11 protein-coding genes are annotated in these 14,070 nt (G+C 35.5%); 8 read left to right on the top strand and 3 right to left on the bottom strand.

What is annotated here, in order from left to right; translation table 11 throughout:
- Positions 1–241 precede the first annotated feature (241 nt).
- The 7 genes from AACP56_RS01375 to AACP56_RS01345 all read left to right on the top strand — a co-directional run bounded on the left by AACP56_RS01375 (position 242) and on the right by AACP56_RS01345 (position 7,602).
- Positions 242–1,114, top strand: a complete 873-nt coding sequence (locus tag AACP56_RS01375) for a hypothetical protein (RefSeq protein ID WP_339334245.1) — start codon at positions 242–244, stop codon at positions 1,112–1,114.
- Between the two features lie 205 nt (positions 1,115–1,319).
- Positions 1,320–2,384: a chorismate synthase gene (gene aroC / locus AACP56_RS01370; RefSeq protein WP_339334247.1), complete on the top strand. Its 1,065-nt coding sequence runs from the start codon at positions 1,320–1,322 to the stop codon at positions 2,382–2,384.
- Between the two features lie 53 nt (positions 2,385–2,437).
- Positions 2,438–3,763, top strand: a complete 1,326-nt coding sequence (locus AACP56_RS01365; protein WP_339334249.1) for a dicarboxylate/amino acid:cation symporter — start codon at positions 2,438–2,440, stop codon at positions 3,761–3,763.
- Between the two features lie 87 nt (positions 3,764–3,850).
- Complete coding sequence (gene gshB / locus AACP56_RS01360; protein ID WP_339334251.1) at positions 3,851–4,882, top strand: glutathione synthase; 1,032 nt, start codon at positions 3,851–3,853, stop codon at positions 4,880–4,882.
- Positions 4,875–5,699, top strand: a complete 825-nt coding sequence (locus AACP56_RS01355) for an N-formylglutamate amidohydrolase (RefSeq protein WP_339334253.1) — start codon at positions 4,875–4,877, stop codon at positions 5,697–5,699. Before gshB ends, AACP56_RS01355 begins: the two co-directional genes overlap by 8 nt.
- Positions 5,696–6,868: a flavohemoglobin expression-modulating QEGLA motif protein gene (locus tag AACP56_RS01350; RefSeq protein ID WP_339334255.1), complete on the top strand. Its 1,173-nt coding sequence runs from the start codon at positions 5,696–5,698 to the stop codon at positions 6,866–6,868. The genes AACP56_RS01355 and AACP56_RS01350 overlap by 4 nt, the downstream gene beginning before the upstream one ends.
- A gap of 11 nt (positions 6,869–6,879) precedes the next feature.
- A complete protein-coding gene (locus AACP56_RS01345) occupies positions 6,880–7,602 on the top strand; it encodes a hypothetical protein (protein WP_339334257.1) in 723 nt (240 codons plus the stop codon).
- 41 nt (positions 7,603–7,643) lie between these two features.
- Here AACP56_RS01345 and AACP56_RS01340 read toward each other — a convergent pair whose 3' ends face one another.
- The 3 genes from AACP56_RS01340 to AACP56_RS01330 form a co-directional block, all read right to left on the bottom strand.
- Positions 7,644–9,662, bottom strand: a complete 2,019-nt coding sequence (locus tag AACP56_RS01340; protein ID WP_339334259.1) for a mucoidy inhibitor MuiA family protein — start codon at positions 9,660–9,662, stop codon at positions 7,644–7,646.
- A gap of 110 nt (positions 9,663–9,772) precedes the next feature.
- The gene (locus tag AACP56_RS01335; RefSeq protein WP_339334261.1) at positions 9,773–10,177 is read right to left on the bottom strand and encodes a thiol-disulfide oxidoreductase DCC family protein; all 405 of its coding nucleotides are present in this window, start codon (positions 10,175–10,177) and stop codon (positions 9,773–9,775) included.
- Between the two features lie 39 nt (positions 10,178–10,216).
- Positions 10,217–12,106 (bottom strand): tetratricopeptide repeat protein, encoded by a 1,890-nt coding sequence (locus AACP56_RS01330; protein WP_339334263.1) that lies wholly within the window; start codon positions 12,104–12,106, stop codon positions 10,217–10,219.
- Positions 12,107–12,417: 311 nt separating this feature from the next.
- Here AACP56_RS01330 and AACP56_RS01325 point away from each other — a divergent pair, with 311 nt between their 5' ends.
- Positions 12,418–14,001, top strand: coding sequence for a thiol-activated cytolysin family protein (locus AACP56_RS01325; RefSeq protein WP_339334265.1), 1,584 nt, complete (start codon positions 12,418–12,420; stop codon positions 13,999–14,001).
- Positions 14,002–14,070 lie beyond the last annotated feature (69 nt).

The following is a 14,070-nucleotide window of genomic DNA, read 5'->3' as shown; positions in this document are numbered from 1 at the left end:
GTATATTTTCAATGTTTCAAAATCTTTAAGCAATAGCTAGGTTTTAGGATTATTTTGTGTTTTTTGTTTAGGTATCTGCCTACTGTTGTTAAAAACTAATTTGGAAATCTAAAATCCTTAGTCTAGATTTTATGAAAGTTTTAAGCGAACTTCGTTATCGGTCGATATGTTTAATTTAAACAAGCCTTATCTTAACATTGTGAACGATACTAAAAAATATAGAACTAAACCAAAACCAAATATGAAAAACCTAAAACCTTTATTATTTGGTTTAATCTTGTTTCTTTCAATTAGTTGCTCTATAACTAAAAATCAAAAAAGAGGGACAGTACTGCCTCAAAGTTTTAATTTCAAAACAGAATTCACTACTGCAAAATCAGTAATAATCTTGCCTTTTGAAATTGATGGAATTTCTAAAAACTTCCTATTTGATACGGGTGCTGATTTCAACCTTATTCAACGAGACTCAATCATAGGACGTACTGGTAATTATGATGGAGCCTCCAAGCGAAAAATGAAACTTGGAAATGAGTTTGTGAAATCTATGAAGATTGGAAGCGTAGAATTTCAAAATACTTTTGCAGGAAACGGAAATTTCGAAGGGTTAAAAGAACAGATTCCTAATTTTGGTGGAATTATAGGACAGTCAATAATTAGCAAGGCAAATTGGCTCATTGATTATCCTAATAAAACACTAAGGGTTTCGAATGAAAATTTAGCAGATAATACATTTCAAACTATTCAAATTAAAAGAGAACATGGAGCGCCATATACTTATATATCGATTAATGGAGTAGAATACAAAGTTATAATAGACTTTGGCTCCTCATCAGAATTTAACCTGCCAAAGGAATCTAAACTTGCAAAATGGCTTTTACAACAGTATGATTTTAAAGACAATGAAAGAGACAGGTATACGCTTGGCGGGCTTCAAACTATTAAAGAAAAAATCGGAACTGTACCCTTAATAAAATTGGGGAATATGGAATTTAATAATATTAATGCCACAATAAATATTTCAAGCCAACCTAGAATCGGAATTGGATTTTTTAAAGACTGTGAAATCTATATTGACAACCTTGATTATAGTTATAAAATTAAAAAACTAAGATAAAAAATACCGCTCACAGCAAAGTGCATAATTATTTGCTACGGAATGTTTTTTACGAACCATACTACAACTAACCATGTACAACCCGTAACGTGACCCATATTTCCAATTGTCTTTATATCCAATCTATTTGTTTCAAAAAAAGCTTGTATGGGTTCTTTGTTTAAAATTTATAAAAATTACCTTTGAAAAGCACTAACATTAGACAATGGCAGGGAATTCATTTGGAACACTTTTTAGACTTACAACATTTGGAGAATCACATGGTAGAGCCTTGGGCGGCATTATTGATGGCTGCCCAGCTGGTATTGAATTGGATATGAAAGCAGTTCAAAATGAACTGAATCGTAGGAAACCTGGTCAATCAGCAATTGTTACACAACGTAAGGAACCAGATGCAGTAGAAATATATTCTGGAGTTTTTGAGGGTAAAACTACGGGGACGCCAATTGGTTTTGCTATCCATAATACCAACCAGAAATCTAAGGACTATTCGCATATAAAAGACTCGTACCGCCCATCACATGCAGATTATGTGTACGATAAAAAATATGGCTTTCGGGATTATCGTGGTGGGGGAAGAAGTTCAGCGCGTGAAACAGCAAGTAGGGTAGTGGCAGGCGCTATTGCTAAACAGTTTTTAAAAGGAATTGAAATCAATGCTTTTGTTTCTCAAGTTGGAGAACTAAAACTTCAGAAACCTTATCAAGAACTGGACTTTGAAGAAATTGAAAAGAATCCTGTCCGTTGTGCTGATTCTGAAATGGCGAAGCAAATGGAAGATTATATCAAATCCATTAAAAAAGAAGGGGATACCATTGGTGGGGTTGTCACTTGTGTTGCTAAAAACGTGCCAATTGGTTTGGGAGAACCTGTTTTTGATAAGCTACATGCAGAATTAGGTAAAGCGATGCTTAGTATAAACGCTGTAAAAGGCTTTGAATATGGTAGTGGATTTGATGGGGTTTTAATGAAAGGAAGTGCCCACAACGACCAATTTAACCAAGATGGCACAACCAAGACTAATCTTAGTGGTGGTGTGCAAGGGGGTATAAGCAATGGCATGGATATCTATTTTAATGTTGCTTTCAAACCTGTGGCGACCGTATTACAAGGTTACGAGACCATCAATAAGGAAGGTGAAAAAGTAAAAACTCAAGGTAAGGGAAGACATGATCCTTGTGTAGTGCCAAGAGCAGTCCCTATCGTAGAAGCCATGACAGCTTTAGTGTTGGCAGACTTCGCATTGTTGGCTAGGACCAACAAAATGTAAGGTACTTAGTGGATTTCACTTCAAAATAGTATCTTACAGCGTAAATTTCAACTATGCGTAAATTAGAATTGCACTGGAAAATCCTAATAGGGATGGTCCTAGGTATTGTCTTTGGATTTGTAATGACCCAGGTTGACTGGGGAGCTTCTTTTGTTTCAGATTGGATACAACCTTTAGGAACCATTTTTGTGAAGCTGTTGAAGTTAATAGCAATTCCATTGATAATCGCTTCTTTGGTTAAAGGGATTTCCGATTTAAAAGACATTTCTAAGTTTAGGAATATAGGTCTGCGCACCATAGGCATCTATATAATTACCACCGTAGTTGCAATCACAATTGGATTGGTATTGGTCAATATTGCCCAGCCTGGTGACGGAATTTCTGAAGAGACAGTATCGAAACTCACGGAAACTTACGCGGAATCTGAGGGGGTGACCGGTAAGATGAATGAGGCCATGAAGCAGAAAGATAGCGGTCCGCTACAGTTTTTGGTGGATATGGTGCCAGACAATGCTCTAAAGGCAATGAGCGATAACAGTTTAATGCTTCAAGTTATCTTTTTCACCATATTTTTGGGAATATCAATGCTTTTAATAGGGGAAAAAAGGGCAAAGCCCCTGAAGGATTTCTTTGATTCCCTAAATGATGTAGTGCTAAAAATGGTTGATTTGATTATGCTTTCGGCTCCTTATGCGGTATTTGCGCTTTTAGCTGGCGTTGTGGTTTCTTCGAGTGACCCAGACTTACTATTGGCTTTATTAAAATATGCGGGAACCGTTGTTGTAGGGTTGCTTTTAATGATTGTTTTCTACACGATTGTAGTCTCGGTTTTCACCAAGAAAAACCCATTTTGGTTTTTAAAAGAGATAAGCCCAGCACAATTATTAGCGTTTTCAACTAGTTCTAGCGCAGCCACGCTGCCAGTGACTATGGAAAGGGTAGAAGAGCATATAGGAGTGGATAAAGAAGTTTCCAGTTTTGTGCTTCCGGTTGGAGCAACAATCAATATGGATGGCACAAGCCTATATCAGGGAGTGGCAGCAGTATTTATTGCTCAGGCTCTTGGATTTGATTTAACTTTAGGAGACCAACTTACTATTGTGCTTACGGCACTTTTGGCATCGATTGGTAGTGCAGCAGTACCAGGAGCCGGGATGGTGATGCTGGTCATTGTTTTAGAGGCTATAGGTTTTCCAGCTGATAAATTAGCTATTGGCTTAGCCTTAATTTTTGCGGTAGATAGACCCTTAGATATGTGCAGAACCGTAGTAAATGTTACAGGTGACGCAACCGTATCTATGGTAGTTGCTAAATCTGTTGGGAAATTAGGTGATCCAAAACCAAAAGAGTGGGATGATCATTATGATGAGGTCAAGTAAGGCAAACCTTAAGAAAAGCGTAACAGTATTTCTTTGTCATAGCTAATGACAACTATTATATTTTGTGCTAATTGAATAACGACCACTATGAATATTTGTTTTTTAATGTATCCTTGGGAAGAAATTGACCCTGAAAACGATACCAGTCTAGCTCTAATCCATGAGTGTGCAAAGCGAAAACATGGCGTAGCACTTTGCAGCCCTGCTAATCTAACTATTCGAAACAGTGTCACTAATGCCTTTTGTACTGTGTTGAATAGAGCAGAAAAAATCTCAAGTAATCTAAAAACTTTCTATAAACAGACGAGCTTACGCGAGGAAATGCTTCCTTTGGCTGGTTTTGACGTCATATTTATGCGCGCAAACCCTCCATTGGACCCAATAATGCTCAATTTTTTGGATTCCGTGAAAGATGATGTTTTCATTATGAATTCCCTTCAAGGAATTCGCGAAGCGAATAACAAATTGTATACAGCAGCTTTTGGGGATTCGCATAGTAATATCATCCCTGCTACCCATGTGTCAAAAAACAAACATCATCTCATTAAACAAATAAAAGAATCTAAGACCGACAAGATGATTTTAAAACCCTTGAATGGTTTTGGAGGCTCTGGTGTTATTCTTATTGAAAAGTCAGCAATGAGTAGTATTCAATCTCTATTAGATTTTTATATAACTAACTCAGATGGAACATCTAACTATGTTATACTTCAAGAATATATTGAAGGAGCTGACCAAGGTGATGTACGTATCTTACTGTTGAATGGTTTGCCTATTGGTGCTATGAAAAGAGTGCCAGGGACAGATGACCATCGTTCCAATGTTTCTGCTGGTGGTACCGTTGCTAAACATGCAATGACCAAGGAAGAAAAAGCGCTTTGCAAACAAATTGGCCCTAAGTTGGTAAAGGACGGACTCTATTTTGTTGGTATCGATGTAATCGGAGGTAAGTTGGTTGAGGTCAATGTAATGTCGCCAGGTGGTATAACTTACATGAACAAAGTGTATAAGACCAAGATTCAATCTAAGGTCATCGATTTTGTAGAAAGTAAAGTTGTTGATTCTTTAGAAGCGTTTAATAGGCGTTCTCGCTTAAGAAATGAAGTAGCGAATGCGTAAACTATCCATCAATGGGATTATTAAGTTAATTGAAGCTGAAGCGATATTTGAAGCAGTAGCGGAAGATTATTCTTTCACTTTAAAAATTGATTCTTATGTCCCCTATATTTGTGGGGCAGTGCATGATGGGCATCAATTTCGAAAATCCCTTTGGGATGTTTGCACACATACAGAATATGAACGTTGGTATGAAGAAGACCCATGCACAAAACAAATGGTTCAGTCGCATCCAATTGTGATAGCCGGGTATGATAGTCGTTTTGAGTATGATTTAAATCGAGCTCCAGAAACTGCAATTTATACAGATGCTTGGGGAAAAGAATTGTGGAAGTTCCCTTTAAAACAAGATGTTAAAGAGTTTAGTTTACAAAAACACATTAATTTTTATCGTGTAGTGCAGGCTTTGATGGAAAAACTAGAGTCAAAATACCAGAGGGTATTAGTTTTTGATATGCACAGTTATAATTGGAAACGATGGGACAGGGAAGTACCCACCTGGAATATGGGTACAGCAAATATTGACAATGAACGTTTTGGAGGCATTGCACTTAACTGGAGCGCTAAACTAGGACAAATGCAACTTCCCAATGGGATAAAATCTACTTCTAGAATTAATGATACATTTCAAGGAAACGGCTACTTTTTAAAATATATCTCTCAAAACTTCACTAATACATTGGTTTTGGCTACTGAAATTGCAAAAGTTTACTGTGATGAGTTAACTGGAGTTATTTATCCTGAAGTTGTGCATTCTGTTGAGAAACAGCTAAAAGAATTGATACCTTTGCAATCGCAAGAGTTTCAAGAAGCACAATGATTCAAGAAAAATTACAGACTGAAATACAAAAAGAATATCCTGATCTATTTGAGATTGACGCAAATCTAGACCGTTTGGTAAAACGGATAGAACTATTGAGCTATGTTAATCCGCAGAACATTGAAAAGGAAAAACAACGTTTTTTTGCTTCTAAGTATACTGGTGAACCAGAATTTAAATATCCAAAGCTAAAGTTTAACCCCTATAAATTACATCGTCTTTTCTTTTCCCAACGTTTGGAAAGGATTAAAGATGATAATATCCGAAAATTCTATCAAGAAGTTATTTATTATTATGCCAATATGATTCAATGTATTGAAACGATAGGTAAGGGTAAAAACTTCTATTACAATTCTTTACGAGTTTTTGGAACTCCTACAGAAAAAGATGTGCAGAACGCACAATTCATTCTACATTATGCAGATGAACCTTTGTCTGGAGATATGGAAAAGGTATTTTCCCCGAATGAAGCAAAAGATTACTTTGAGGATTTTGCAAAGCAATATGACTTTCCGCTAAATGTAAGGTTCTCTACCAATATAGCGGCGGATGCAATGGTCAGTAACAGCTCCCAAACACTCCTGATTAAAAAGAACACTCGATTTAGTAAGAATCAACTGTTGACATTGGCCAACCACGAAATTGGGATACACTTGGTAACCACTTTTAATGGTTTGGAACAGCCACTGAAGGTATTTTCAAATGGTTTGCCTAAAAATGTGGAAACACAAGAAGGTTTAGCTGTATTTAGTGAATATATGGGAGGTGCACTCACATTAAAGCGCTTAAAAGAGTTGGCGTATCGTGTAATGGCATCTGATAGTTTAATAAAGGGTTATAGCTTTGCAGATACTTTTGATTTGATTCATGGACAGTACAAACTAAACCGTGATGAGGCTTATAGTATTACTCTTCGTGCCCACCGTGGTGGCGGTTTTACAAAGGATAGACTCTACTTAAGTGGGTTGAGAAAAATCTACAAACGATATCAGCGAGAAGAGAGCTTGGATGTGCTTTTATCTGGAAAAGTTTCTTTGGATAGCGAAAGTCAAATAAAATATTTACGCGATGTTGGCCTTGCCCAGCCGATTACACATAAAAGTCTTTCTTTTACACAAAAATTAAATACAAATACCACTTTAGATTTTATTTTAAACAACTTAAAATAAAATCTAACTAGATGAAGCGCTTTACTCCTTCTGTCATTACAAGTATTTTGATACTAACCATCAATTCTGTATTCGCCCAAGATAATGAATCATTGATTGCACCAATAAAATGGCATTCATACACACAACCCGGCGAGTTAATGTATTTTACAGAATACAAGGACAAGCTAGTTATAGAACGAAGAAGTGAAGGTGATAACTATGCAGAGCCAAGATTAAAAAACATCATGATTGTTAAACGCATAGATGACAGTCATTATATTGTAGAGGAAGAAGATAAGGAAGGTTTTGTCTTACTTAAAAAAGTTATGTCAGCTAACAATCAAGTTTTAGATATAAGTTTCCCTATTGAAGGAAAAACTGTTGAAAATGTAGGAGAGCAGTTTGAAAATGGCGTTCCAATTTGGAAAAGTTTAGAAGCTATTCGATTTTATTCCCAAGAAAAATTTCAAGAAGTAAAAAAACTACCTGGTTTAAATGAAGTCAAAAGGGAAGATTTAATAAAATCGCTTCAGTGGCGCAAACCCCTTGGAGAAATGTTAGAGGCTTATCTAAAAGACTCTGACGGTTCAAGACCTTACCAAATCTATCGCTTTTTAGAGGCATATCAGAAGAAAAAGTTTGTTGAATTAGGCTATAATCCTTACAAGATGATAGCCTATAACTTTGAAAAACAATTTGCAGGCGATGAAGAAATCATAAAGTTATTGACGGAAGAAATTACTTTTGATTAGGAAATAAAGGTGCTCATTTGAGCACCTTTATTAGTAAAAGATTATAAAGAGATATATTTCCCCCTTGGGTATTTTACTTGAAAAGAAAATTGAGCTGACTTGTTTTCCTTAGCAGATAAATCCATAATCCAAGTTAGTAGCCCCTTCTTTTTGTCATAATCGGCAGTAAAAGTCTCTATATCATCTACTTTAATTTCTTTGTTCTGTGATTTTGGAATCCTGTCCATAAGTTTTAAAGTAATGGCGGTATTCTTATTATTCTTCACCTCTAAATCATAAGTTCTATCAAGGATACGATTGCTTCCAGTAAAAGATTTACTTTTAAAGTTACGTTGTTGCTTTCTGGTTACGGTAATGTTAGGGTCTATACCCAAGGAAAGCACCATTTCTTTTTTCACTGTATAAGGGTCCAAAGTTGTTTTACCTGCATAGGTGCCTTCAAAATAGATGCTCGCTTCACCAGGTAATAGCTGGTATTTCTCCCAATCTTTAAAACTAGCTGTTAAGAATACATTTTCATTGATAATGGGAGCTGCAAAGTACTCGTAGTTTGCTAGCATTTTAAAAGTGTTGATTTCAATAGCGGTAATATCTCCGTCTGATAAAATGGAATAAGGCTTTTTAATGATGAACTTAGCATTGGTAAGGTCATTCTTAAGTGTGCTTTTCTTTGTGGTTATCACTATTACTCCATTTGCTGCTCTTTTGCCATAAAGAGAAGTGGCACTGGCATCTTTAAATGTTTCAATGTGTTGAATTTCATTTTCATCTAAATCCCCTTCAGTAAAGCCCTCCATTGGCACACCATCTATAATTACCAGAGGCTCTGGTACTTTTGGTATAGAAGAATTTCCGCGAACTCTAATTCCAGAACTACTTCCAGAAACCCCGTACCCTACAACTACCACTTCATCTAAATGCTGTGCATCTTCCTCCATTCGCATATTCATTATCGAAGAATAGATAGGAAGCTCGGTTGTCTTTTGCCCTATATAAGAAAACTGTAATTCCTGTCCATTAGTGACATCAAGCGTATAATTACCATCAAAATCGGTTTGGGCGCCATTGTTAGTTCCTTTTACAACAACGTTAACTCCTGGTAACGGTTGTCCAGATTGGTCAGTTACCGTTCCTACTATTTTTCTGACTGTTGGATTATAGGCATAGCCTTTCTTTTTCGCTTTTGTTGGATATCGGTTGGCATATTTACTGGTAAAATTCAGGTACTTGGCTTCTAGATTTGGTTTTGAAACATTATAGGTTGGGTTTCCTGTTGATAAAGTCACATTAACATCATTCCAATCTTTACCAGTTTTCTGATACACATTCGCTTTGTATGCTAAGTTTAACGGTGCGTTTAATGCTTTAGATTTTATATCATAATTAGGGATCCAGCCAGCGTCTTGCACCAGATAGGATAGTTTAATATTTAGATTCGTGTCAATAGGAGCGTCAAATTTTATAGTCAGTTCCCCTTGCGGTAGTGCTGGGGAGTTGTTGGCCTCTGCCAGTTGATTTTGAATCTCTCGTACATCCTTGTTTAATTCATTTATCTGTAGATTGATTTTAAAAATTTCATTCTTGATAGCGGTTATTCGTTCTCTGTAATACTGACTTATTTCTTTTATCTTTTGTAAGTCCAATGCCTGGCTGTCGGCACTTACCAATCGGTTTGTGGTTATCACTTTTTCCTCTTCTTCTAATCCAACAATCTGATTTTTTAAAAAAGTAACCTCGGAAGTTATCCTCTTAATTTCATTTTCCCAAAGTGTAGTTTTTGGATGGCTCTCAGATTTATCCAAGTAGTTAATATCATAAGACATGGATAAAATGGACACTGCTTGCAGCCCAGAAACTTGAATGCTGCTTTCTTCAATTTTATGGGACAGACCTGTAAAAATTACTTCAGACGTACCTGATACCAAGCTGCATGAGGCGCTTCGTGTTATTTGAGCCCCGCTTAAATACACAGTTACTTCGTTAATCTTGGATGAAATTTTTAAATCGTTTGCCAATACAAAATAGGGAAGTAGAAATAAAATTTGAACTAACTTTTTCATAAGGATTGGTTTTAAAGTTTTACCAAACCTATTTCTATAAACCAATTCTTAAAACTTAGAATTAGTAGCCGCTACCAATTTGTATGTGAACGTATGAATTGAATGAGTAACTATAAAAATTTAGCCTGTAATTCTGGAGTGGGAATCATACAGGCATCCTTCTTTCCATACCATTTATAGCGATTACGAGCAATAAAGTCATAAACTATGTTCCGAAGACCTTTAGGAAAAACATATAATAGTGAAGAAAGCGTTCGATAACCTTTTAGGTTTTTGCCTATCTGTAAAGCGGCGTCAGATTTGGTGTAATAGGCAACACCAGGTTCTATAAGAATAATGGAATCTACCTGAGAAGTGCCAATACCACGTTCTGCAGTCAATTTTTCACCAACCTCACTTTGTAATGCCGCGAAACGAAAGGTATCTTCTTTATCAAGTTTAATCACAAATTGCACAACCCCATTACAAAGGTTACAAACCCCATCAAAAAGAATGATTTTATTGTCGTTTTCCACTATGCAAAGATACCACGGGGAAATAGGAAGACCTAGATTTTATAATGTATTTAAGAAACTGGTTAAATCATTTTTTTTATCTAGACTTAACTTCTTTTTTAGACGGTATTTAGATTTTAAAATACTATCGGGTAAAACATTTAGCGTGGCTGCAATCTCCTTGGTAGTCAAATTCATTCGTAAAAAAGCGGCCAAACGAATTTCTTTTTCAGAAATATCTGCTGATAACGTTTTCAATTTCTGGTCAAAGTCGTTGTGCACCTCAGCAAAATAGGTTTTAAAGACCGCCCAATCCTTATCGGATGCATTTTCTTTTTTGAGCAACATTACGATACGCCTGAACTCTGTTTTAAATTTATCGGGTGAGTTCTTCACATTTTCCAAGTTTTCCATCAACTCTTGGATAAAAGTGTTCTTTTGTACCAAATGCAAGGTTTGACTGGTCAGTTCCTTTTGTTTGTGTTCAATTTCTTTCTTATAGATTTCTTCCTGCTTTTCTCTTGCAATACGGTTCTTTTTAATACGTTGTCGATAGCCAAAAACTGAAAGACCAAACAAGCCTAGAGCAGAAGCCATACCACCTGCGTATAGGCCTTTTTGAAGGTTGTCGGCTCTAGATTTTTGATTTAAGGTTTTGATTTCTTCTTCTTGAAGGGCAATTTCAGCTTCTTTTTTTTCTGTTTCGTAAATAATTCTAAGTTCTTCAACTTTTGATATTTTATCTCTGTTGTAAATTGAATCATTCAATTTTTTAAACTTTTTAAAATCCTCAAGTGCAGCAGAGGAGTTATTATTTTGATAAGCTAAACTCCTTTTGTTGTATGCATCTCTTAAAATTGTGTTGTTTCCAGATCCCTCTGCATATTTTATTATTTCATTGCAAAGATTAATTGTTCTATCGTATTGATTTAAATTAAGGTATGTTTCTGCAAGCTCTAATCTTGAAATTGAGCCTCTACGTTTTGAACTAATATTTTCTGCAATGCGAATACTTTCTCCAAGGCTTTCAATTGCTTTGTTGTAGTTCTTAGCGATATTATATAAGGATCCTAACTCAGTTAGTGCAGATGCCTCAATGGACGAAACATTGGTCTTCTTAGCTTTTTCAATCCCTTGAAGAAAAAGCTCTTTAGCCTTATCATAATTTTCCATTGATTTATATGATTTGCCCAAATCAATCAGTGCAACGGCTTGGTAATGGGTGTCGTCTTGATTGATATAGATTTCCAACGCCTCTTTATTATATTCTATGGCTTTTTTAAAATTCCCAAGGTTTTGTTCAATAGCCGCCAGATGATTTTTTGCATCAGCAATCCTTACATTCTTATTGATGGGAGCATCAATAATAGGAAGCATTTTTAGGCTTTCAAGAACATTTTCTAAAGCTATTTGGTAATAACCTCTACTTTCATTAATTCTTCCTTTAAAATCTAGAGAATATGCTATGCCAACTGAATCTTTGTTTCTTTTATTATATGAAAGATTTTTATCGTTTATTTCATCTGCCTTGTCCAAATTTCCAAGTTCAAATTCTAATAATGCAAGCCCATGATAGGCCTGTGATACAAAGATGTAATTGTTGTAAATTTTAGCAAATTTTAAAGCTTCTGTATATCTATAACGAGCCGAATCTACCTTATTAACGTTGTTATATAGAATTCCAAGTTGATAATTAGCCATTGATTGTCCGCCGCTAAATTTTATTTCATTAGATATCGCAAGTTGCTCAAAGGCATATTTTTTTGCTAATTCTGGATTCCTATACATGTAGTAATTAATAATCTTGTTATTAGTTATCACCTTGCTAGAATCTAGTTTTTGTGTTTTATAGTTCACTAATAAACTATCAATATCAAAATTCAGTTGGGATGAAACTTTCAAATAAGAAAAGAAAGCTAAAACAATTAAAAGAGATTTAATATTTGCCATGTTTAATAATGATTGGATGTAAGCAATATAAATAATTATTCCATTGCTAAGGCATTTGTAAAAGTGAGTTGAAAATCATCTGTCCATGGAAAGTCCATGAAAATTTAGATTCAAAATTTACAATAAATCACTTAAATGTATTGATTTTAAAGGGATTAAGGGTGTTTATTTTTTTTTCAGAAAAAGAGCTTGTCCGAGGTGTTTTTGTAATAGGTCTATAATGTTTGTCCATACTTTGTCCATGGACAAAATTAGGGAAGGGGTGTTTTCTGTTCTAGGTTTGGAGTGTTGAATCTTAAAAACCAAAAATTATGAAAACAAATCAATCAACATTTAAAAGAGGTATCTATGTATCTGTTTTAAGTTTAATTTTTATGGCCTGCAATGGTTGTAGTAAAGATGAAATGGAGCCAGGACCAGAACAACCAAATTTTTCTGAGGAAGAAGCATTAGATTTTAATGCTGCGGTCACCAATTTAAATGCTTTTGACCAACCGGATGAATCCCCTATTGTTGAGGCAGGCACAAGTAACCCTGAGCGTGATACTGAGGATACTACTTTAGAATGTACAACTAAAACATATAAAGGTGCTCCCGGATTTAATGAGATGTTTACCTTAGATCCTACTACAGACGTAATTTATCCAGGTGCTTTATTAAAGGGTGAAACCATCCCTACTGGAGCATATGAACGCATTAGCGGAGAAAGAGCACCAATTACAATTTCTGCCTCTTTACAGAATATAGCCAAAGTTAAGGTCGATATTGAGAATCCAGATAAACTATCAAATGTTAGACAAGGCATAGCAGATTTATTGAATCAAGAAGTAAATGGATCAACTGCAGCGGCAATAAATCTAGAAATTCAGGAAGTTCATTCTGCCCAACATTTAGAGGCTTCGGTAGGAGTTAATTATAGAGGCGTAGGAAAGAAAGTGTCCAACACTTTAGATTTTAGTAATTCGTCTTATAAAAACACCTTTGTCTTAAAATTTATTCAACGGTATTACACCTTAGATGTTGATACTCCAGGAAGTTCTCCTTCTGATTTATTTACTGGCTTGCCAAATGTAAATCTTTTGGGTTCTACAAGTCCAGTTTATGTTTCTTCAGTGCAGTATGGTAGAATGGTATTGTATACTGTAGAATCTAACTCTAGTATTACTGATGTTAAAAATGCTTTTGATGCATCTGTTGGTTCAACAGATGGTACTATTGATGTTGAATATCAAAATATTATCAATTCATCCAATATACAGGCACTAATAATAGGTGGTTCTGGAGCTGGGGCTGTACAAGCTATTAATGGACCAGGAGAAGTATATAATTTTATATCTGAGGGAGGTAATTATTCTAAAGACTCCCCTGGAGCACCTTTGGCGTATAAACTAAATTATGTGAAAGAAGGTTTTCCAGTTGCAAAAGTTGTTTTAGCTACGGAATATCAAATTAGAGATTGTGATTTAGCTTACCCAGAATATCAGGTAACAATAGATAAAATTACAGGTACACAACCCTCTGACACTGAAGTTAATGGAAATCTTAGAATGAAGATGAAGGTGGGTACAAGTTACTTAGATGCAAATAATAATGGTTTGGATGACGGTCCGTCATGGAGCAGATCTACAAGTAATTTTGTTGATGTTCAAAATGGTAAAACTGCCAGTATTGGAGAAGTATACATCTTCAAGCCCTATCGTCCTAATACTGCTGTGGACCAAATTGAATTCTATGGTGAACTTAAAGATTATAATGGTGTTTTTGGCAACCCAAGTCTAGGAAATAAATCTGGCAGTGTAAAACTGGATGCATTACTCATGAATGCTGAGCAAAGTTTCACGTTATCCTATAATGCTGGAATCACAGCTCATTTTAAGGTTGTACGTATAAAGTAGTTAGCTTTCTTAAATTTCAGTCGGTGCCTAAAGTTGGGATTCAACAACTTGGCGCCGGCTGTTATTTTA

This window comes from Croceitalea sp. MTPC6, assembly GCF_036985525.1.
Taxonomy (GTDB): domain Bacteria; phylum Bacteroidota; class Bacteroidia; order Flavobacteriales; family Flavobacteriaceae; genus Croceitalea.
This window is presented reverse-complemented; position numbering and strand designations above follow the sequence as displayed.